The organism is Gordonia sp. p3-SID1431, from assembly GCF_025143765.1.
Lineage (GTDB): Bacteria > Actinomycetota > Actinomycetes > Mycobacteriales > Mycobacteriaceae > Gordonia > Gordonia hongkongensis.
In genome coordinates, this window is the sequence record NZ_JAMBDT010000087.1 from 1 (window position 1) to 22337 (window position 22337).

Genomic DNA, 22337 nt, shown 5'->3' on the forward strand with positions numbered 1-22337 from the left:
AGCAGAGGGAGGGCATCGTCTTGACCCCACACAGCAGCGGTTCTGTAGTTCTTGCGGATACGGGAGCAGCCTCGAAGGGTCAGGTCAGAAGCCGGCCGTAGGCGGCGACGAAGAGCTCCACACAGACGTCGAGGATCTCGTCGAGCGCGTAGCGTTCCGCGTCGGCCTCCCCGGCACCGGCGACGTACCAGTCGACGAGAAGCTGGGTGACTCCCCCGACCAGGCCCACCGACGCCAGCCGTTCGCGGTCCGACGTCGGTCGCGAGCCACGAGCAAGTGCCAGGATGAGCGCGGCCCAGTCGTGGATCGCGCGCATGCGGACCCGCTCGATCTCCGGGGACACCCCCACCACTTCGACGAGCATCACACGCGCGCGCCGGGGATCGTCGGCGAGGCAGGACATGAATGCGCCGAGAGCCGCCCGGGTGACCTCTGGAACACGCTCAGCAGCAACGCCTTCCGCCGAGTCCGATGATCCGGGGGCGGCGCCGGCGATCTCCGCCGCGGCTTCGACGGTCGCTGTCCGGACGAAGTCGACGCAGTCGTCGTACACGGCGACGAGCAGGGCGGCGCGGTCGGTGAAGGACTCGTAGAAGTATCGCTGCGTCAGTCCGGCGAGGTCGCAGATCCCCTTCACCGACACGTTCGCGTATCCGTCGGTTCCGAAGGCGTCGAGCCCGGCCGCGATCAGAGCGGCTCGACGGCGTTCTCTCCGCTGCGTCGGATCGGCCCCGCCATAGCGTCGCCCGGGCGGGGTCGCCGTCGACGGGGTCGGGTCCGGCACGGCTGTCACGCGAGCTCCCTCCCGGGTCTTTACATCAGATCTTCTGACACGTTACCTTGTCAGAAGTAAGTGACATGGCGTCGTGTCAGATATCGCTGTGAGGGGACAATCGTGCTGGAGTTCTTGCCGGAGCCGATGCGTGAGCCGACCGTGCTCGCGATCCCGTTCTTCGTCACCCTGCTGGCCATCGAGTGGTTCGCCGCGGCCAAACTCGAGCACGATGACACCGAGACGGCGCCGCCGGGCGCCTACGACTCGCGGGACGCGCGTTCGAGCGTCTCGATGGGACTGGTGTCGATCGCGACCAGCGCCTTCTGGAAATTCCTCGGCCTCCTGCTGTACAGCGTGCTGTTCGCCTATGTCGCCCCGTGGCAGCTGCCCGCGGACGAGTGGTACACGTGGATGATCGCCTTCCTGGGCGTGGACTTCCTCTTCTACTGGAGTCATCGCGTCTCGCATCGGGTCCGCCTGGTGTGGGCGACCCATCAGGCCCATCACTCCAGCGAGTACTTCAACTTCGCGACGGCGCTGCGGCAGAAGTGGAACATCAGCGCCGCGGTGCTGATGTGGATCCCCCTACCGCTCCTCGGCATCCCGCCCGCACTGGTGTTCGCCGCCTACTCGCTGAATCTCATCTACCAGTTCTGGATTCACACCGAGCGGATCGGAAAACTGTGGGCACCCGTCGAATTCGTGCTCAACACACCGTCGCATCATCGGGTACACCATGGCTGCGACCCCGAGTACCTCGACCGCAACTACGGCGGGGTCTTCATCCTGTGGGACCGGATGTTCGGCACGTTCGCTCCGGAGATCCGCCGGCCCCGCTACGGCCTGACCAAACCGGTGGACACATACAACATCCTGCGACTGCAGACGCACGAATATGCGGCGATCGCGCGGGATGTGCGCGGTGCGTCGACGTGGCGCGCCCGCCTCGGCTACGTCTTCGGGCCGCCGGGATGGACGCCACGCGACCTGGTCGGAGAGCAGGTGGCGGGGACGACTGGCGCATCCTCGGAACGCATCTGACGGAGCGACCTCAAGGGCGAGGTCAGTCGGGCGCCATATGGGGTCACTGTGCCGATCGTCGTGACGAGTGAGATGAGCGCGGTCTGGATGCCGAGCACCGCCCGTCTGATCGCCAAGCTCATGAGCCAGACCTCAACTCACGCAATCTGGTGCGTGCATCTGAGTCTGCCGCGAACAGGTATCCGAGCCCTGCTGCCACCACCGTCGCCCCGAGAACGGCGAAGCGCCCGAGGCCCCCGGGTCGGTCCTACCCTTCTCGCGTGTCAGGCTGTCGCGTGAGTACCGCGGGTCGGCCGAGGGAACCGTCACGGTCAGATACGAGCGCGCGGTATCAGGATGGCATATGCCAGTTTCCTCAATTGCCCGTCGATGCCCGGCCGAGAGCGGAGCTCGGGGGACGAGATCACGTGGCCGGCGAACCCGGCCAGAGCCTGCTCCAGAGCCCTGGCATCGGCCTGTGACAGGCTGGGCGTACGCACACGGATGGCAGTAGTCCACTCGGCGGAGTAGTCCGAGGTGGTGCGGCCGAGAGAGATCTGGTCGGCTTCCGGTAGATACACCGCGTCCCGAACTGCCACGGCCAGCACCCGCCCATTGGGGCCCAGCGAGTAGTCGACGAACACGCGCAGGAGCACGTCGAGCGTGTCACCGGCGGCGGCTCCGTCGAGTGCCGCGATCGACGTCCCCAACAAGCCTTCGATGCCTCGACGGATGACCGTCCACAAGATCTCGGTCTTCCCTGCGTGCTCGTGATAGACGGTCGCCACCGAGACGCCCGCGTGGGCGGCGATCTCGTCGATACGAACGTTCCGGAAGCCGCGTACGAAGAACAACTCGGTCGCGGCGTCGAGGATTCGTTCGCGTCGGGCGATCGGACTTCGACGTGATCGTGCGTCATCTGTCCCCATCACAACAGGAGCCGTGGCCAGGTCACAGTCGAGAATCGAGTCCGTGAGCGCTCGCTGGACCTGCATGAGGCGCTTGGCCGACAGTGAGCCACGCATCCGGGCCGTGCTCGAGTACACACTGAGGACAGCGGTCGCGAGTAGTTCCGCGCCCGCCGGGTCGACCGCGGGTCGGGCGGCGCTGATCTTCGCCGCCAGCGTGTCCACGAGTCCCCCGAAGGAGCGATTCAACTCGGACAGGCCCGATCGCTCCAGGTGCAATCGTTCGCGGTTCCAGAGGATGGAGACATCTCGATGCGCGGTCATGTCACCCAATGCGTCGAAGAACAACCCGATTTGCTCCTCGGGAGTGCCACCGCGCTCCTGCGCATCGGCCATGAACCGGCTGACGGTCCGCACCTGCGCGGTCAACGCCTGCGCGAGGATGTCCTGCTTGGACGGGAAATGTCGGTACAACGCAGGCCCGGTCAGTCCGACCGTCGCACCGATCTGTTCCATGCTCACGTTGCGGTAGCCGAACTCCTGAAACAGGCGTGTCGCCTCTCGGACCAGGTGTTCGAGCCGGAGTTCGGGCAGTCGAGCGCTCTTCGCACTCGCGGTGTCTGCGGATTTCGACACTGGTGTCGAGGGCAGCGGTACAGGAGACCGCGCCGATGGATCTGCGTCATGACCCGCTCGTACGCGAGTGCCGTCGTCGTTCATACTCGTTGGTCGTAACTCGGACCTCGAGTTGCACGCGCCGATAATCGCGGGGCGCGGTCAGGTGCTCGACCGGTGCGTCAGCCGGCCATCGTGACGCGCGAGATCTCGGCCTGATAGCCGCTTCCCGAACTCGGCAGGCTCGTGAGCCAGACCATGACGTAGCGGGTGGTCGGCGGCTGGGCGATCGGAATCGTGGTGGACGCCTGGTCCACCTGACCCGACGCCACCGTCGTCGTCCGGGCGAACGCCGGACGCGCCGACGGCGACGTACGGATCTCGACGCTGATCCCGGGCGTCGGACTCTCGATGGTGACCGACCGCACCAGGCGTTCCGCTCCGAGGTCGAACATGAGGCCCAGCCCCGGCTTGAGCCCGCCGAAGTCCGGACGCCCGCGATAGTTGTCGGTCTGCCACGGCGGGGCGGCGCCGGTGATCACGTTGCCTACGTTCGCCGAGTTGTCCGGTGTCTGCGCGGAGAAGTCGACGACCGAGACCGACTGCAGCGCAATGGGTTGCGGGGCCGCCGGGGCCGCGGGCGTCGGCTGGGCGCCGGGCGGAGGCGAGGGCTCGGTCGTGGTGAGGATCGAGTCGATGTCGCTCGAACCGCTGCTGCCGCCGAAGATGTTGGTGGCACCCACGATCAGCGCGATGACGATGAACAGCGCGAGGAGTCCGGCGCCGATGAGCAACGCCAGGTTGCGGCGCGGTGGCTTCTCGTCGCCGCCGGCACCCAGTCGGGGCGCCACGCTCACCGGCGGCGGGGCGTCGGCGTCGGTGATGGCCGGCAACATGTCGGTGTTCAGATCGACGACCGTGGCCTGATCGAGGACGTGCTGGACCGTGGCCGCGGTACGGATCCCGCGGGAACCGTCGAGCGCGCGCGCCGCGACCGCCGAGATCTCGAACGGGATGTCGGGCTTGCTGAGCCGCGGCTCGACCGGTTGTCCGTCCTCACCGGGCGTGGCCACGGGGATCCCACCCACGGGCTCGGTGGAGTCGGCGGTGGTGATCAGCCGGGACCCGTCCGCGGGATCGAGCGCCCAGCGGTTGAGCAGGAGCGCGTACAGCACGGCACCGAGGCCGCGAACATCGGACGCCTTGTCGTCCCCGGCGAGGGTGCCGGGGAACGCCAGCACGGCATTGCCGTCGTGGCTGATGCGGATGCGGTCGGGATGGTCGATGGACAGCGCGCCACCGGAGCGGTGGGCGATCTCGGCGGCCGCGGCGAGTGAACGCACCGCCCGCGCGGCGCCGATCGGCGACGGTCCCGACCCGGCGACATCCGCCAGGGACGATCCGGGCACCCATTCGGCGACGACGATGCCGCCCGACGATCCGCGGACGACGTCGAGGACCCGTGCCACCCCGTCGGAGTTGATCTGGCCCAGGCGCAGGGTGCGCGACAGCACGGCCTGCGGTCCCTGATCGGACATCTTGGCGGCCTGACCACGCTCGGGCGGCGGTGCGAGCTGCTCGGCGTCGACGAAGGTCAGCGCGACCTCACGGTCGAGGTTGATGTCCTGGGCCCGCCAGAACTGCAGACCGCGGGTGCCGCCGTGCTGCTCGAGCAGTCGGTACCGGCCGCCGGCGACCGCAGCACCGGGGATGAGGCGTGGTCCGCGCCGGCGTGGGCTCGCCGCGCTGTCGGCCGCACCGGTCTCGGCGGCGGGAGTCGGGGTCGGTGGAGTGGGTGCGTCGCCGGCTCTGGGCTCGGCGTGCGGCCCGGTGGCAGCAGTGGTGTCGACCTCACTGTCACTCACGCGACGGACTCCTCTCCTGCGGTATCTGATGTCGCGCGGTACCGGCGCGCGTTCGGGGATGGGGCGCACATCCCGGGTCGCGCCGATCGCGCCACCGGAGTGTACGGAGTACGACTGCCACGTCGCGGTACCTCTGTCGAAGCGGCGCAGCACCTGTACCTGACCAGAGTACGGGAGCGATTCGTCGCCTGTGACGCGCGGAAACTGAACTGTGATCGCCGGTGACTGTTCACGTTCGGGCTGCGGCGGCGGGGCGAGCGCCGGGATGAACCGGCCGAGCAGACGGCGTACGGCCAGCCCGATCGCGACGACATCCGGTACGCGGGCCGCGGCGAGACCGGCGTAGGTCACCGCGAGCACCACCGCGGCGGTCAGCCCGAGGTAGAGGACCGACCCCACCTTGCCCAGCCAGCCGATCATGTCGTCGAGGCCGGTGAGTTTCGCGACTGCCCACACGGTGGCGGAGACCCCGATCGAGACAGCCAGGGTCACGACGGACGTGCGTGCCACATCCGAGAGCCGGGCCCCGCGAAGACGGCTGCGGAGCAGGAAGTGCCCGACGACGGCACCGACCAGATAGCCCAACCCGTTGGACAGCGCGAGCCAGCGCACGACGAGTTCGGGATCGTCGAAGAGCACCGGCCCCAGGTACGACGACACCACCTTCACCACGGTGATGCCCAGCGCGATGAACGTCGGGGTCCACGCGTCCTCGCGGGCGTAGAACACGCGCAGCTGGACGAGGGTCATCGAGTACGGGATGAGGGTGAACGCACCCCACGACAGCACCGAACCCAGCTGCGACGCGGAGGCGGCGTCGAACTTGCCGAAGTTGAAGACGGCGATGGCGATGGCCGGTCCGAAGAACGTCATGAACGACACGACCGGGACGAGGGCGACCATCGTCAGTCGCGTCGCCAGGGACAGATCGTCGACGACCGCCTTGGTGTCGTCGGCGGTGGCGTTGCGCGACAGTCGCGGCATGATCGCGGTCAGGATGGTCACGCCCAGCACGCCGTACGGAAGCTGCAACAACTGCCAGTGGGTGAAGTAGATGCTGACGCCCGACGCGTCGGCCGACGATGCGATCCGGTAGGTGACGATCAGGCCGACCTGGAGCAGCGCCACATACGCGACGATCGCGACGGCCATGTTCCCGAACTGGCGCAGGCGCGCGTCGATCCCCCACTGCAGGCGCAGCCGCACCCCCGACTTGCGGAGGAACGGCACCAGTATCAGCGCCTGGAGCACGACACCGGTCGTGCAACCGATGCCGAGCACCAGGAGCTGCGGATCGGACATCCGGACGGGGTTGAGGGTGATCTCGCCGGGCACCACCGCGTAGAGCACGAGAGTGGTGATCTGCACGACGTTGTTCAGTACGGGCGCCCACGCACCCGGCTTGAAGTAGCCGCGCAGGTTGAGGATCGCGATGAACAACGCGGACAGGCCGTAGAACAGGATCTCCGGCAGCAGCAGGTAGGCGAGCGCGGTCGACAGCTCGCGATTGACCTGCCCGTCCCCCAGGTTCAGATAGGTGAGCAGCGGCGCCGCGATCACCGCCACGACCGTCGCGGTCCCGAGGACGACGACGGTGATGGTGAAGATCCGGTTGATGAAACCCTCGCCGCCGTCGTCGTCCTCGGCCTCGGCCCGGGCGAGCAGCGGGATGACGATCGCGGTCAGCACGGCGCCGAGGACGACCTCGGCGATCATGTTCGGCAGCACGTCGGCCGCCTGGAACGCCGAGGCGATGGCAGGGCCGAGCATCGCGAGGATGAGCACGGTCCGCAGGAAGCCGGTGATGCGACTGAACAGGGTGGCGATCGCGATCGACCCGCTGGTGCGCAGGATGCTCGAGTCCGAGTCCCGCGCCAGACCGGTCGACGACGCTTTCCCGTCGGACGCCTTCCCCTCGGGCGCCTTCTCGTCGGGTGCCTTCTGGACGGACACCGCGCCGGCGGCCACCGGACCGTTCGACGGTCGGCGGGGGTCGGACGCGGTCATGACCCGCGTGTTGTTCTGGGCCGGTGACACGTCCGGCCGGGCCGGCGTGGGTGCCGGTGGAGTAGGTGCCGATGGCGCGGGCGGACGCGGGGCCGAGGGTGCCCGCCCGCCCGGTCGCGGCGGCGCGGGTCGTGGGGCCGCAGACCGCGCGTCGGGCGATCCTGGTGCGGCAGGCCGTGGCGCGGTGGGTCCCGGATCCGGGGACCCGGGCGGGATCCGCGTCGGAGGCACCCGGCCACCCGGAACCCGGTTCGGCGGAATCCGCCGGGGTGCGGCGCGCTCGGGACGCTGGGGCGGCACCGGGCCGGGTGTCCCCGACCGCGGTGCACGCGGCTCATCGTTCCAGGTCACGTCGCTAGGGCCGCCGTCCTCGGGTCGTGGTGATGTCGGTCATGGAGGGTCATCGCCCGGTTCCTCGCCGTACGTCCGACCCTCGCTCTGCAGGGTACGGCGTCGCTCCTGATACCCGCTTCCGGCAAGCAATCGCTCGAGTTCGTCGGGTTCGGGACGGTCGGCGTCGGCGGGATCGGGCTGGCCGCGGAAACGATGCCACAACCGACGCGCGGTGAGCAGGACCAGCGCTGCCGCAGCGATGATCGTGATGTAGAACAGCGGCTTGCCGTACGCGTTGGTGTGCACCGACAGGCTGATCGGCTGGCCCAGTGGCACGCCGGTGACCGTCGACAACCGGATCTGCACACTGATCGCCTCGGAGGCGTCGCCCTGGGTGGGCAGCTGGATCTGCCGGGTTCCGCGCGCCGGGATCTCGATCACCCCGAGGTCGCCGATCTCGATGCCCGCCGGCTCGGACGTGGTGATCCGGGCACGCACCGGGAGCGCGAGGTCGTTGCTCACGACCAGCAGCAGCGGACTCCGCTCGGAAGCCAGCGTGTAACGACCGCCGGGATCGAGGATGGTGACCGACTGCGACATCCGGTACAGGGTCGACGCGACGGCGTCGATGCGTTCGGTCTGCGCGCGCCGCAGGTGGGTGTAGACGGCCGACCCCTGGGCATCCGGGGAGCGGATCGCCCGGAGCTGGTCCTCGCGCAGCGGCGACATGTACCGCTCGGGGGTGGCGGCGACATCCGCCGAGCGCACCAGGGCGCCCTCGAACTGCCAGCTGTCCTCGACATTGCGTCGTATCGATCCGGTCGCGTCGCTCGTCAGCACCGAGCCCACCTCGCCCACCGGACCGACCCCGGGCGGGTCGATCAGCCGCGCCTGCTCGGGCGCGGAATCGAGGTCGGCGGCCAGCGTCGACAGCGGAGCCGGTGTCGCGGCACCCGATTCGAGGAGCAGCCGTGCGGTGGTGAACAGGGCCTCGGCGTCGGCGGACGTGGGCGACCAGTACGTCGGGGGCATCAGGAACGCCGATCTGCCGACGACCGGGTCGGGCGACGGGCGTGCCCCGGGTGCGGTCGGACCGGGTTCCGGCGCGGCGATCGCGGGATAGGCGAGGGCACCGATCGCGCTCTGGCGCCTGCTTCCCTCGGACTCGTCGGACAGGTCGACGCGCTGACTCGGAGGCGTCAGAGCGGGGGTGGACGGCGCCGTACCGAGCGCGGCGAACGAGGCGGTCACAGGTGCGTCGTAGGTCTGGGCGGCGAGGTCACCGATCCGGTAGCGGCCGGCGGCGTCGCGGCGACCGACCGGCGCGACGGAATTCGACGACACCGCGGTCGCGGTCATCTCGGCCTCGGTGAGGGCGGCGGCGCCGTCGGCGTCGATCGCCCCCAGGGCGGGGATCGAGAGACCGCGCACGCTCCGGACGCCGAGCACGGTGTCGATGATGTCGGCCGGTGACCGCAGCGCGGCCTCGGTGAGGCCGGTGTTGCCGATCCGGGTCAGGGAGGTCAGATCGGCCTGCGCGTACGGCAGGGCCACCACGCACATCCGCTGCGCGATCCATCGCAGGCCGGTGAGCCAGCGACCGGCGGCGTCCACGCCGCTACCGGGCCGGGTCGTCGACCTCGGATCGGCGGGATTGTCGGACACCTCGTACCCCAGCGACATCGCGCGCACCGTGACGACGAGGTCGGGGTCGATCGCCAGGCACATGCTGTCGGCGAGCTTCTCCGAACCGGGCAGTGCGCTCGGTTCCGGGTTCTCCGGTGTCTCGGATGGCGGCGTGTCCGATGTCACCGAATCCGATTGTGCGGGTGGGGGTTCCCCGACGACCCGCTGCAGCGCGGCGAGTAGCTCGGCGAGTCTGCCGCCATCGGCGAGCGACCGCGCCATGTTCTCGTTGATCAACCGGACCGGTTCGGTGTTGCCGCCCAGCACACCCGGCGCGAGCTGCGGCGGGGCGGCCAACGGCCACACCATCGTCAAGCGTGCCGGACTGGACAGGTTCGCCGACACCGACCCGTCCGGCCCGAGCCCGACGACCGGGTCGGCGTAGGAGTACTCGGTGGACGGGTCGACGTAACCGGCGGCCCGGGTGTCGTCGGGTGGCAGGGACAACACCGGCAGCAGCATCCGCGATCCCGCGACCTGCGCGGTGTTGCCGTACTCCGGGGTGCCGTTGACGTTGACCTGCATCGGGTACACGCCGGGCTGGGAGATGGCCAGGCCCTGGCCGTCGGGACCGTTGTTGGCCGAGAGTGCCATCGACATGCGGAAGCCGACGCTCTCGCCAGGGGCGAGCGAGTCGGACAGCGCTTCGAAGGGGCCGGCCACGGCGACGGCCGGATCGTCGTCGGCGAGGTCGGTGCGCAGGCCCGCGGCCGACGCCACCGGATCGCCGCGCTCGAGCCGGATGGTCAGGTCGGTGATGGACCGGTCGCCGACGTTGTCGACGCGTCCGCTGACGGTGACCACCGGCCGGCTGGTCGTGGTCACGATGTTCGGGGTCATCGAATCGATGACGATGCGGGCGAAGCGGCTCGGTGACCGGTCCGACGCGCCGGATCCGGCGTCGGAATCGCTGGTGGCCGTCTCCGGCGCCGCCGACGCCGGTCCCACCGCGCCGGACAGGACCATCAGACCGAGAACGGCCAGGACCACGGCGGAGGCCAGCGTCGCGAGCGCGCCGGACCGCAGCGCATGCGAGAAGGCGAGAGAACGAGACGAACGGGGCTCGGCGGCGGACGGGCGCGGCTCAGCCATCGCCGGCCGCGGGCCGTCGTGGACGGCGCCGGCGCCGGCGCGGACGAACCGGGGGCGGTGGCTCGTTGCGGCGCTGGTTGCGCGCGGCGGCGGCTTTCTCATAGGCGTTGGGTTCGGTGCGGATGCTGTCGGCCTCGGACTGGGCCAGCCGGGTGGGGTCGGCGGCGAGTTCGGCGATCACACCCCGGGCCATCCGGGCGAGTCGCCGCTCGTCAGAGTACGTGAGCCGACGCGGGAGCTCGTGTAACGGCACCCAGGCCACCTCGGACACCTCGTAGTCGGCGTCGGACAGCTCGCCGCCCGTGCACCGCAGCAGGTAATGATGCACGGTCTTGTGGATCCGACGACCTTCGCTGACGAACCAGTAGTCGATCTTGCCGAGCGGGGCCACCACCGTGCCCTGGATCCCGGTCTCCTCCTCGACCTCGCGGATGGCGGTCTGCTCGGCGGTCTCGCCGGTTTCGATGTGTCCCTTGGGCAGCGACCACATGGTGCGGCCGCGACGGTCGACGCGACCGATGAGCGCGGCCGACAACTGGTCGACGGGGAGGTCGAGGTCGGAGATGACGAGCCCCCCTGCCGAGGTCTCGCGCACGGTGCGGAGTTTCTCGTTGCCCGCGCGGTCGGGATGGACGCGCTCGGCAGCCGGGCGTTCGGACGCACGGTCGGCCCGAGCCGCGCGCCGTCGACCCTTCGACGCCTTGCCGCCGGCCTGGGTCAAACCGGTCTTGGTCAGCTTGGCGCTGACGGCGACCATGTCCGACGGCTTCGGCGGGGTGACGCGGGGTCGCGCACGATCGGGATCGACCGGGAGCTTGTCGACGGGCTCGGCCTCGACCGGATCCGGGCACGCGGGATCGGCGGCCCGGGCGCGGGCGAGGTCATTGGGAGTCGGGTGATGAGTGCTGGGTGCCGGTTCGGAGGCCGGGTTGGGCGAGCCGGGTTTGTGGCCCGGCCGCGAGCCCGCCTGGCCGGGAGTCGGCTGTTTGTTCTTGGGTTGGGCATGACCGCCCTGTTTGTGCCCGTGCGGACTGTGCGCCGTCGGGGTGTGAGCGGGCGCCGCACCTCGGTTCTCGGACTTGCGCCGGCCCCGGCGGCGTCGGCCGCGCCGGGCACGACGCCCCTGGCCGGAGGCATTCTGCTCGCCTTGTCCGCCACCCTCACCGTGCGCACCCGACGAGACGCCGCTGACGTCTGAAGGGTTGGTCGAGGAATCGGTGGACACTCCACGATGCTAGCGGCTGGTCACCTGCAGTTTGTCCGGACGCCTCCGAGGGCGCGTAGGTTGTGGATTCGCAGTGTCGCGAGTGCGCCGGGGGTGTATGAGTCGTCGCCGACGAGCTGTGCGGCGTCGTCGTCGCGGGTCACGACGGTAGGGTGGCAAGCCGTGAACGACACTTCCTCGTCCGGTGCGGCGGCGTCTGGGCCATTCCGGAATGGGGCAGCCCAGCCGGACCAGGTGCACTCGGCGGACCCGGAACGGCGCACCCGCCTGCTCGCCGCCGCGGCGATCGCACTGCGCGACCTCGACGACGTCCTCGTGCCCCTCGGCAAGCTGTTCGAGACCGCCGGCCACGAGCTGTACCTGGTGGGCGGCTCGGTGCGCGACGCGGTTCTCGGGCGTCTGGGCAACGACCTCGACTTCACGACCGATGCGCGCCCGGAAACGGTGTCGCAGCTCCTCCGCGGCTGGGCCGACGCGTTCTGGGACGTCGGCATCGAGTTCGGCACGGTCGGGGTCCGCAAGGGCGACCACCTGATCGAGATCACGACGTTTCGCGCGGACTCATATGACCAGGTCAGCCGCAATCCCGAGGTCACGTTCGGCAAGACCCTCGACGACGACCTGATCCGACGGGACTTCACCGTCAACGCGATGGCGGTCCGGATCGGCTCGGCGGGCGCCCAGGACTTCCGGGACCCGCTCGACGGGATGACCGCCCTGCTGGCCGGGGTCATCGACACCCCCGCCACGCCTGCACAGTCCTTCGGCGACGACCCCCTGCGCATGCTGCGCGCCGTGCGGTTCGTCTCCCAGCTGGGATTCCGGCTCGCGCCGCGCGTGTGGCAGGCGATCACCGACATGAACGGCGAGATCGAACGCATCACCGTCGAACGCATCCGCACCGAGCTGGACAAACTGATCTGCGGCGAGTTCCCGATCGAGGCGATCGACGCCATGGTCGAGACCGGTCTGGCCGAGCGGGTGCTGCCCGAGGTGCCCGGCATGAAGCTCACCATCGACGAGCACCACCAGCACAAGGACGTCTACCAGCACTCCCTGACCGTGCTCCGCCAGGCCATCGATCTCGAGGACGGCGATCCGGACCTGGTGCTGCGCTGGGCGGCCCTGTTGCACGACATCGGCAAACCCGCGACGCGGCGGCACGAACCGGGGGGTGGCGTCAGCTTTCATCACCACGAGGTCGTGGGCGCGAAGATGGTGCGCAAACGTATGCGGACGCTGAAGTATCCGAAGGCGGTGGTGTCCGACGTCGCGCAACTGGTCTTCCTGCACCTGCGCTTCCACGGTTACGGAGACGGCGCGTGGACCGACTCGGCCGTCCGCCGGTACGTCACCGATGCCGGTCCCCTACTCGACAAGCTGAACAAGCTGGTGCGCGCCGACTGCACCACCCGCAACAAGCGGCGCGCCCGGCGGCTGCAGCAGAACTACGACAGTCTCGAGCAGCGGATCGCCGACCTACAGGCGGCCGAGGATCTCGAGAAGGTCCGGCCCGACCTCGACGGCAACGCGATCATGGAACTCCTCGGCGTGCCGCCCGGTCCGATCGTCGGACAGGCGTGGCGTCATCTGAAGGAGCTACGCCTGGACCGTGGACCGCTCAGCCGCGACGAAGCCGAGGATGCCCTTCGCGAATGGTGGGCGGCGCGCAGCGGTCAGTGAGGACTGCGAGACGCCCCGGGCGTTTCAGCTCGCCGGCGCGAACACCTCGATCGCGTGCGGTACCGCCTCGAAGACCGCCGGCAGCTCGCCGACGAGGTCACCGTCGACCGACACGAGGGCCGGCGGATCGCAGTACAGCTCGACCTCCGCGCCGCGCATGGTCCGGACGTTCGGACTGTCGATGTGCTTGCCCGAGAACACCTTCGGGAAGACGCGCGCAATCGTCCAACGTGCCAGCCGCGGTGGGTTGAGCGCGAGGGTCACGTCGAGCCGGCCGTCGGTGATCGACGCCTGCGGCGTGATCTTCATGCCACCGCCGTACGACGTGGTGTTGCCGATCGCGGCGAAGATGAGGTCGGATTCGACGGCCTGGTCGTCGACGCGGACCTGGTAGTGACGCGACCGCAGAGCGAGTAGTTCGAGGAGCGCCGCGATCGTGTACCGGGACTGTCCGCGCGGCCGGCGCATGTCGATGGCCCGCGCGGTGACCGCGGCGTCGAACCCGGTGGCGGCGACCGTGCTGAACAGCGCGGTCTGCCCGTCCGGGAAGCTGACCCGGCCGAGGTCGATGGGTCGCCGGTGGCCGGCCAGGATGACCTCGACGGCGTCGGCCGGCTCCAGTGGGATGCCGAGGTTGCGGGCGAAGTCGTTCCCGCTCCCGGCCGGGATGACGGCCAGCGGCTTGCCCGACCCGATCGTGGCCTCCACCGTCAGACGCACCGTGCCGTCGCCCCCCACGACGACGAGGACGTCGGTGTCCCCGCGGGCTGCCTTGCCGGCGAGATCGGCGGCGTCGGCGATGTCCTCGCCGACGATGATCTCCACCTTCACGCCGCGGGCACGCAGCAGTTCTGCGGCGTCGTGGGCGACGCGCAGGCCCGTTCCGTGCCGTGCGTACGGACTGGCCACGAGTGTGGCGTGTTCGATAGTCATATGAGTCGGCCCCCCGCCGTTCAAGTGATCCGTTACAGTGTTACACATCATGGCAATCCGTAACGAGGAGATCGGGGATCTCGTTCTGGATGCAGCACGGAGCTGTCTGCTGCGTAGCGGCGGACGCAAGGTGACTGTCTCCGAGGTGGCCCGACAAGCAGGCGTGAGCCGACCGACGGTGTACCGCCGGTGGCCCGACATCAACGAGATCATCCGCGGGCTGTTGACCCGCGAGGTCCTGGGGGTCGTCGAGGACGCCATCGGCGGACGAGGCGAACCCGCCGATCTGGATGCGCTCGTCGATCGGGTGGTCGCGGTCGTCGGCGCGCTCCGCGACGACGAACTGATCGCCTCGCTGTGGCGCGAGCAGCGAGACTTCATGGCGCCGTACGTCTTCGAGCGTCTCGGTACGAGTCAGCAAGGGGCGCTCGCGATTCTCTCGGACATGCTGTCCCAGGCCCAGGAACGGCGCCACGTCCGGGCGGGTGACGCCAAACGGATGGCGGCGATGGTGCTGCTGATCGCGCAGTCGTTCCTCCAGTCCGGGGCGCTGGTCTCCGACATCATCGCCGAGGGCTGGAGCACCGAGTTGCACGAGATGCTGGCCGGGTATCTGCGTCCGGCCGATGCGGGCGTCGACGGATGACGTCGTGAGCGCCGGTCGCGCGGTGCGAGTCTGATGGCGACCCTGTCCGCCGACACCCGTCGTCGTGCGCTCGACCGTCTGACGTCCGGCGATCCCCTGGATCTGCTGGTCATCGGCGGCGGTGTGACCGGCGCCGGTGTGGCGCTCGACGCCGCGACCCGTGGCCTGCGCGTCGCGCTCGTCGAGAAGGACGACCTCGCGGCCGGAACCTCGCGCTGGAGCAGCAAACTCGTCCACGGTGGTCTCCGTTACCTGGCCAGGGGTGATCTGCGGATCGCGCGCGAAAGTGCCGTCGAACGTCATCATCTGATGACCGCCATCGCTCCGCATCTGATCGCTCCCCTCCGCCAGATCATCCCCGACCGTGGCGGCAGGCAAACCTCGATCATCCGATTGGGCCTCCGCGCGGGAGATGTGCTCCGACGCAACGCCGGTACCCCCGACTCGCTGTTGCCGCCGCCGACCCGGGTGTCGGCGCTGGAGACCCTCGCCCGCTTCCCGGCGGTGTCCCCCCACGGTCTGCGCGGCGGTATCTCCACCGCCGACGGTCAGCTCGTCGACGACGCTCGGCTCGTCGTCGCCCTCGCACGTACGGCGGCCGGCTACGGCGCATCCGTCTGCACCCGGGTGCGGGCCGAGCGCGTGGACGGCCGCGGGGCCACCCTCACCGATCAGTTGACCGGTGAGAGCTTCGACGTCGGCGCGCGGATGGTCGTCAACGCCACCGGTGTCTGGTCCGGCGGCATCGATGATGCACTCGCCGTACATCCCAGTCGGGGAACGCATCTCGTCGTCGACGCGGCGCGGTTGGGATTCCCCGACGCCGCGCTGATGACGCCGCTGAGCACCTCGGTGTCGCGGTTCGTCTTCGTGATCCCCGCGCAGCTGGGGCGCGTCTACATCGGCCTCACCGATGTCGCGGCGCCCGGGCCGATCCCCGACGTCCCGATGCCGGACGAGTCGGAGATCGACTTCCTGCTCGACGCCGTGAATCCCGCTCTTGCACGGCCGTTGGATCGCTCGGACATCATCGGCACGTTCGCGGGTCTGCGACCGTTGGTCGACACCCGCGGCGGCGGCCGCGACTCCGAGGTCCTCGCCGACGTCTCGCGGCAGCACCACGTCGGCGTCCGCGGCGATGGTCTCGTCAACGTCCTCGGCGGCAAGCTCACCACCTACCGGCGCATGGCCCAGGACGCCGTCGACGCCGCGCTCGCGACCACCGACCTCACCGCCGGGGACTGTGTCACGGCCACGACCCCGCTGGTCGGAGCCCTACGGAATCCGCGCGAGCAGGGTCTGCCGGCTTCGCTCGTGCAGCGGTTCGGCGGGGAGGCGCCGGCGGTGGTGGACGCCGCTGTTCTCGCCGGTCCCCTGGATCCGATCGTCCCCGGCATCGACGTCACCCGCGCCGAGATCGAGTTCGCGATCACGCACGAAGGTGCCCTCGACGCCGACGACATCCTGCACCGGCGCACGCGGATCGGCCTCGTGCGAGGCGACGCCGACGCGGCACGGCCGGAGATCGAGCGGATCGTCGGCGAGATCCTCGGGTGAGCGCGCTCGGCGTTGGGTGAGCGTCAGTAACCCATCGTGCGCAACGCGTCTGCGACGCGGTCGAGTTCGGACCGGCGTACGTCGAGGTGCGGGCTGATCCGGAGCACCGGATGCTCGGTCGCCAGCGGAGCGCGCCAGGTGTCCGCGGCGGTGACGAGGACACCGAGTGACAGCAGCTTGTCGCGGGCCGCGGCGACGTCGTCGAACTGCCATCCGGGCGGGGGTGCGAGGGTGATGATCGCCGACGGCTCGTCGATCGGTTCGAGGACCTCCCAGCTCGCGATGCCGTGGAGTCGTTCGCGGGTGACCCGGCCGATCTTCGCGAGTTCGCGGAAGACGCGCTGCTGGCCGATCTCGAGTAACTCGCGGACCGCGACACCGAGTCCGAGGCGACCGGCGATGAATGCCTCGGAACCGTCGATTCGTACCGGCCGCAACGAGTCTCGACGCACCGCGACGAACCCGACGCCACGCGGGCCGGTGAGCCACTTGCGGCTGGTGCCGTAGACGACGTCGGCACCGGTGACGGTGGGGACGTGACCGACCGACTGCGCCATGTCCACCACGACGGGCACACCGGCCCGATGCGCGAGTTCGACGATCCGCGTGACCGGCTGCACCACACCGGACATCGAGCCGATGTGGCAGACGTGGATGAAGTCGGGCTGCTCGAACTGCAGCATGTTCTCGAGCGCGTCGGTGTCGACGTGACCGTAGACGTCCCCGTCGGGCATGGTCCGTACCGCGTACCCGCGGCGCTCGAACTCCTCGAGGTTGGGCCCGAACTCGTTCTTCGCCACCCACACGGTCGATGTGACGGGCAGGCTCCAGTTGGTGAGGAGGGCGCGCAGAGCGGCGCGGGCGCTCTCACGGAAGACCACCTCGTCGCCGGTGTGTCCGATCAGGGCAGCGAGATTCCTTGTGTCGCGCGCGATCTCCTCGGCGCGGTCGTCGGCGGCGACATACGACCCGCGTTCGGTCTCCCGCCAGAGGTGCGCGGTCATCGCGCCGATCAGTGCGTACGACGAGCGGCCCGCCGAAGCAGAGTCGAGATGTGCCAGGGCTGGTTCGAGCCGGGCCGCATGCCACTGCTCGCCGAGATCGCTGACGTACATGGGCCACAACCTACCGGGTGGTCGAGGTGTCCACACCCATCGGGAACCGCACAGCGGGAACCGATCGATGGGAACCGGATTGGGCCCCGTTGCGTCCAAGACCTCATGGACCCGGCGATCGAGTACTTCTTCGGGACCGGCGACGGTCCGACGACGCGCTGGTCCGGGTCCGCCGACCTCGCGCTCGGGGATCCGCGGTCCGATGTCCTGGACGCGATCGGGCTCGACTTCGACGGCGACGGCCGTCGCGATGACGCGATGTGGGACACCGACGCCGACCGTGTCGCCGACGTCGCCGCGCTCGACACCGACGACGACGGCGAGCCCGACGCCTTCTACCGCGACTCCGGTGCCGGTCTCTGGGACCGGCCCGTCGCGCGAGCCGACCTCGTCGGCGAACAACCGCCGCGGCGCGACGTCCCCGAGCGGACTCCGCAACCCCCGCCGGCGCAGGTCACCCGGGTCGATCTCGACGACGACGGCGACCCCGACGTCGAGATCGTCGGCGCCGACCGGGGCGGCCGGATCGTCGCCGAACGGCTCTACGTCGATTCCGATGGGGACGGCAGCCACGATGTGATTCTGGTGGACCTGGATGCGGACGGCGTGGCCGACGCCGCCTACGACTACCGGGACCCGCGGTTCACGCGGCGGGGTCGGTGACGGTGTGTCGCACCGGCGTGGGCTCGGCGGAGAAGTGCCCACGCGGATGCAGGAGGCGCACCACGAGCATGCCGAGCAGGTACAGCACCACCCCGAGCACGACGAGCCCGACCGCCTGGCCGTCGTCGGGGATCGCGAGCGCCGCGACGGTCACCGCGCCCACGTAGGCGATGTTGAACACCGCGTCCTGCACCGAGAACACCTGTCCGCGCACCGCGTCATCCACGTCGACCTGCATCGCCACGTCGCCACACAGCTTGGCGATCTGGCCGATGAGTCCGAGTACGAACGCCGACCCGCAGATCACCGCGAATTCGAAGCTGAGTACGGACAGCTCGGCGAACGCGCCGACGGCCAGTGCGGCGAGCAGCGTCACGTACCGGCCCACCCGTGCCACCGCGATCGGCGTGATGACCGCGGCGAGAAGCGCCCCCGCGCCGGTGAAACCGATGACCACGCTGACGCGGTCGACCCCGTCGCCGGGACCCATCTGGCGCGTCAGCACCAGGATCATCAGCGTGTTCATCCCGAACACCAGCCGGTGGGCCCCGATCGCCGACAACGCGGCGGCCACGGTCTTGTGGTGGACGACGGCGCGGGCACCGTGCCAGAGTCCGACCGAGACCGCGTGCACGGCCGAACGACCAGGGTCGTCGGGCTCATCGGGACCGAGTTGCAGCGGTCGGAACCGATGCGCCAGCCCGCCGGAGACGACGGCCAGCACGATCCCGGCGATCATCGTGAGGGCACTGCCCACGTTGTCGTCGCCGAAGATCGCGCGGAGTCCCAGGGTGATGCCGAGACCGACGGTGAGCATCGCGCCGCCCAATGTGGTGAACAACGCATTGGTGGCGACCAGCACCTCACGCCGCGCGACGTGCGGCAGTCCGGCCGACAGTCCGGCCGCCACGAACCGGCTCGCACCCGTCGCGGCGAGGGCGGAGATCAGCACCACGACATCGGGTGCGCCGGAGGCGACGGCCAGTGCGACGAGCCCGATGATCAGCCCGCGCAGCAGATTCGCGTACAGGAGGACGTTGCGTCGATCCCAATGGTCGAGCAACGCGCCCGCGAACGGGCCGATGAGCGAATACGGCAGCAGCAGCACCGCGAGGCCACCGGCCACCGCGAGCGGATCCGCATGGCGCTCGGGGTTGAACAGGATGCTGCCGACCAGCGCGGCCTGGAAGATCCCGTCGGTGATCTGACTGGACAACCGGACCGACAACAACCGGCCGAGTCCCGGCGACGAACGGAGGGAGTGGACGAACACCGACCACCCGCGTGGGTCACGGGTCACCTGGGTGCTGCTCACCGATCCAGCCTACCGAGCTGACGATGGACGTCGTCGGCCACGGACGTGCGATGATGGTCGGGTGGCCGGAGGTGAAGACGCAGACGATCCCACACCGGAATCCCGCCCCGGAGAACACTCGGCGGACAGCGGTGGTGGTGCGCGTATGCCCGGCGTCCCCTGGGATGCCGACCCCACGCCGCGGGTGCGCCCGGGCACCGCGCTGATCGCCTCGACCGATCTCATCGAACCCACCTTCGCCCGAACCGTCATCTACGTCATCGAGCACAACGAGTCGGGCAGTCTCGGGGTCATCCTCAACCGGATGAGCCAGACCGCCGTGCACAACCTCCTGCCGCAGTGGACCGACATCGCGGCCTCGCCGCGCGCCCTCTATGTGGGCGGGCCGGTGAACCAGGAGGCGGCGCTGTGCCTGGGGGTGGTGAAACCCGGCACCGACATCGACGACGTGCCCGCCCTGCGTCCGGTCGACGGCCGGGTCGTCCTGGTCGATCTCGACGCCGACCCCGAGCCCCTCGCCGAGATCCTCGAGGGTGTCCGGATCTTCGCGGGCTACAGCGGATGGGGCATCGGGCAACTCGACGACGAGCTCGACCAGTTCAGCTGGATGGTCGCCTCGGCACTCCCCCGCGACCTGCTCGCGCCGCCGGCATCGGACGTGTGGTTCGACGTCCTGCGCAGGCAGGCCTGGCCGAAACCTCTCCTCGCGACCCACCCGATCGATCTCAGCGTGAACTGAGTCCGTCCGTCCGGACGGTGATGCTGAGCGTTGCCTGAGATACCCGGTGATCCACGTCACCCGCGGGGTGTTAGGTTGTGGACGCTTGATCAATTTTTCGCTGGACAAACCGTGGATTGCTCCAGCGCATGACATGCGGGGGTGTGCATGAGCGGGTCGAAGAGTGCGCGGGTTCTGGTCGGGGTGATCCTCGCGGTGGTCGCGCTGGTGGCGCCCATCGCCGTGGCGGGCGCTGCCCCGGTCGGACCCACCGGCGGCGCCGACGGGGCGCGATGGGCGGCGAGCCACGACGGCCCGCAACCCTATGCCGGCGTCAACGTCACCTGGGATGTGCCGATCCGGATGAGCGACGGCACGGTTCTCCGGGCCAACGTGTACCGCCCGGCCGACGCTCGCGAGCGTCCCACGTCGACGAAGACGCCGGTCATCGTCAACATGACGCCCTACACCAAGCTCATCACCACCGTCGGTTCCGCGGTGATGCAGAACCCGGTGCTCGAGCCCTACCTGCTGCAGATCGCGCGGTCGATCAACCTGTCCGGCACCCCCATCGACGGCATCAACGACATCGCGCACACCATCCGCGACGGCGGCGCGAAGACCTTCCTCGTCGACTTCGATCTCGTGCGCAGCGGCTACACGCAGGTCGTCGTGGATGTGCGCGGCACCGGTTTCTCGCAGGGAGTCTGGGACGTCTTCCAGTCGCGGGAACAGCGCGACACCATCGAGGTCATCGACTGGGCGTCGAAGCAGCGGTGGTCCAACGGCAAGGTCGGGATGTCGGGTGTGTCGTACTCGGCGATCAACCAGATCCAGGCCGCGAACAAGAACCCGAAGGCACTCAAGGCGATCTTCCCGGTCGAGCCGGGCGGAGACCTCATCCGCGACATCGTCGCGCCTGGCGGCGCTCTGGGTGTCGGCTTCCTCCCGCTGTGGCTGACGCTGGTCAACACCACCAAGATGATCCCGAACGTCGCGTCGATGCTGAACGGCACCTTCGACTGGAAGTGGTTGGCGGACCGGATCTACGACCCGTTCACCTTCTACCCACAGCTGTTCGCCGCTCTGCTCACCCCCGACATCCCGTCGGTGCCGCCGAACCTGAAGGCGTTGCTGGACAACAATTCCGAGCCGAGATCGTCGTGGCTCGACCACGCCGACCGCATCACCACGCCGACGTTCATCTACGGCGGCTGGTTCGACCTCTTCACCAACAGTGAAGTCCGGATGTACAACAAGATCCCGCTGCCGCCGGGCCAGAAGCAACTCATCATGGGCGACGGCTATCACCTCACGATCGGCGGCGGCCAGGAGGGCAGGCGCAACACCCCACCCCGGTTGGACGTCTTGCAGAAGGCGTGGTTCGACAAGTGGCTCAAGGGAATCGACAACGGTGTCGACGCATACGGTCCCGTCAACCTCAAGCAGGTCGGCGACTCGTGGATCACCGCGCAGCAGTTTCCGCGCGCCGGGATGGAACGCCAGCGGCTCTACCTCAGCGACCGGCGCAGCGATACCGCGGCACATGCGGTCCGTGACGGCAGCCTGACCCCGGCCGCTCCCGCATCTCGTGCCCGGATGACCATCGCGCCCGGACTGGCGCCGATGTGTTCGCGCGACGCCGCGCAGCAACTGGCAGGTGCACTCGCGATCTTCCCGTTCTGCGCTCTCGACGCACGCATCTCCGAGCGCGCGGCGTTGACGTTCACCACTCCCCCGATGACCACGACGCGCAGCGTGTCCGGGTACGCCAACGTGCGGTTGAACACCGTGCTCGACGCCACCGACGGATACTGGACCGCCACCCTCAACGATGTCGCTCCCGACGGGACGTCGAAGGTGCTGACCTCCGGCCAGGTGATGGCGTCGCTGCGCGGATACGACGACGCGAGGTCGCAGTTCGCGCCCAACGGCGATGTCATCGATCCGTTTTACGAGCTCACGCTGGCGTCACGACAACGCGTCGCGCCGGGCCGCCCGGTGAGTGTCGACATCGGTCTGCTGCCGACCGAGGCACTCATCAAACCGGGCCACCGCCTGCGGATCGACGTGTTCGCGATGAACTTCCCGCGCGGTCTGCCGTTGCGTCCGCTGTTGAACGAGTCCGGGCTCCGGCCGCAACACATCCAACTCGACCCGAACCGTCCGAGCTTCGTGAAC

General features: G+C 69.4%; 15 protein-coding genes. 7 read left to right on the top strand and 8 right to left on the bottom strand.

The window, feature by feature from the left end:
* Window positions 1-79: 79 nt before the first annotated feature.
* A complete protein-coding gene (locus M4D77_RS18530; RefSeq protein ID WP_259936971.1) occupies window positions 80-793 on the bottom strand; it encodes a TetR/AcrR family transcriptional regulator in 714 nt (237 codons plus the stop codon).
* A gap of 102 nt (window positions 794-895) precedes the next feature.
* Between M4D77_RS18530 and M4D77_RS18535 the strand changes: the two genes are divergently transcribed.
* Window positions 896-1816, top strand: coding sequence for a sterol desaturase family protein (locus tag M4D77_RS18535; RefSeq protein WP_137809149.1), 921 nt, complete (start codon window positions 896-898; stop codon window positions 1814-1816).
* A gap of 311 nt (window positions 1817-2127) precedes the next feature.
* Here the strand turns inward: M4D77_RS18535 and M4D77_RS18540 are convergent, their stop codons facing one another.
* The 4 genes from M4D77_RS18540 to M4D77_RS18555 all read right to left on the bottom strand — a co-directional run bounded on the left by M4D77_RS18540 (window position 2128) and on the right by M4D77_RS18555 (window position 11526).
* Window positions 2128-3339 carry a TetR/AcrR family transcriptional regulator gene (locus tag M4D77_RS18540; RefSeq protein WP_259936972.1) on the bottom strand — a complete coding sequence of 404 codons (1212 nt, stop codon included), beginning with the start codon at window positions 3337-3339 and terminating at the stop codon, window positions 2128-2130.
* 161 nt (window positions 3340-3500) lie between these two features.
* Window positions 3501-7190 (bottom strand): murein biosynthesis integral membrane protein MurJ, encoded by a 3690-nt coding sequence (locus M4D77_RS18545; protein ID WP_259936973.1) that lies wholly within the window; start codon window positions 7188-7190, stop codon window positions 3501-3503.
* Between the two features lie 390 nt (window positions 7191-7580).
* The gene (locus M4D77_RS18550; RefSeq protein WP_259936981.1) at window positions 7581-10175 is read right to left on the bottom strand and encodes a DUF6049 family protein; all 2595 of its coding nucleotides are present in this window, start codon (window positions 10173-10175) and stop codon (window positions 7581-7583) included.
* Between the two features lie 118 nt (window positions 10176-10293).
* Entirely contained in the window at window positions 10294-11526 is a 1233-nt protein-coding gene (locus M4D77_RS18555; protein ID WP_259936974.1) for an NUDIX hydrolase, read from the bottom strand.
* A 234-nt stretch (window positions 11527-11760) separates the two neighbouring features.
* On the opposite strand from M4D77_RS18555, the gene M4D77_RS18560 reads away from it, so the two are divergent.
* A complete protein-coding gene (locus M4D77_RS18560) occupies window positions 11761-13209 on the top strand; it encodes a CCA tRNA nucleotidyltransferase (RefSeq protein ID WP_259936982.1) in 1449 nt (482 codons plus the stop codon).
* A 24-nt stretch (window positions 13210-13233) separates the two neighbouring features.
* Here the strand turns inward: M4D77_RS18560 and M4D77_RS18565 are convergent, their stop codons facing one another.
* Complete coding sequence (locus tag M4D77_RS18565) at window positions 13234-14142, bottom strand: diacylglycerol kinase family protein (RefSeq protein ID WP_259936975.1); 909 nt, start codon at window positions 14140-14142, stop codon at window positions 13234-13236.
* A gap of 49 nt (window positions 14143-14191) precedes the next feature.
* On the opposite strand from M4D77_RS18565, the gene M4D77_RS18570 reads away from it, so the two are divergent.
* Window positions 14192-14788 carry a TetR/AcrR family transcriptional regulator gene (locus tag M4D77_RS18570; protein ID WP_259936976.1) on the top strand — a complete coding sequence of 199 codons (597 nt, stop codon included), beginning with the start codon at window positions 14192-14194 and terminating at the stop codon, window positions 14786-14788.
* Window positions 14789-14821: 33 nt separating this feature from the next.
* Complete coding sequence (locus tag M4D77_RS18575) at window positions 14822-16345, top strand: glycerol-3-phosphate dehydrogenase/oxidase (RefSeq protein ID WP_259936977.1); 1524 nt, start codon at window positions 14822-14824, stop codon at window positions 16343-16345.
* 23 nt (window positions 16346-16368) lie between these two features.
* Here M4D77_RS18575 and M4D77_RS18580 read toward each other — a convergent pair whose 3' ends face one another.
* Window positions 16369-17460, bottom strand: a complete 1092-nt coding sequence (locus M4D77_RS18580; RefSeq protein ID WP_058253763.1) for an aminotransferase class V-fold PLP-dependent enzyme — start codon at window positions 17458-17460, stop codon at window positions 16369-16371.
* Between the two features lie 105 nt (window positions 17461-17565).
* Here M4D77_RS18580 and M4D77_RS18585 point away from each other — a divergent pair, with 105 nt between their 5' ends.
* Window positions 17566-18123, top strand: coding sequence for a hypothetical protein (locus M4D77_RS18585; protein WP_259936978.1), 558 nt, complete (start codon window positions 17566-17568; stop codon window positions 18121-18123).
* On the opposite strand, the gene M4D77_RS18590 is transcribed toward M4D77_RS18585, so the two are convergent.
* Complete coding sequence (locus M4D77_RS18590; protein WP_259936979.1) at window positions 18104-19438, bottom strand: MFS transporter; 1335 nt, start codon at window positions 19436-19438, stop codon at window positions 18104-18106. The two genes, M4D77_RS18585 and M4D77_RS18590, sit on opposite strands and share 20 nt — an antisense overlap.
* Window positions 19439-19583: 145 nt before the next feature.
* Between M4D77_RS18590 and M4D77_RS18595 the strand changes: the two genes are divergently transcribed.
* Together M4D77_RS18595 and M4D77_RS18600 are read left to right on the top strand one after the other, a co-directional pair.
* Window positions 19584-20177 (top strand): YqgE/AlgH family protein, encoded by a 594-nt coding sequence (locus M4D77_RS18595; protein ID WP_058253761.1) that lies wholly within the window; start codon window positions 19584-19586, stop codon window positions 20175-20177.
* 147 nt (window positions 20178-20324) lie between these two features.
* Window positions 20325-22337, top strand: a 2013-nt coding sequence (locus M4D77_RS18600) for a CocE/NonD family hydrolase (protein ID WP_259936980.1), incomplete at its 3' end; no start/stop codon positions are given.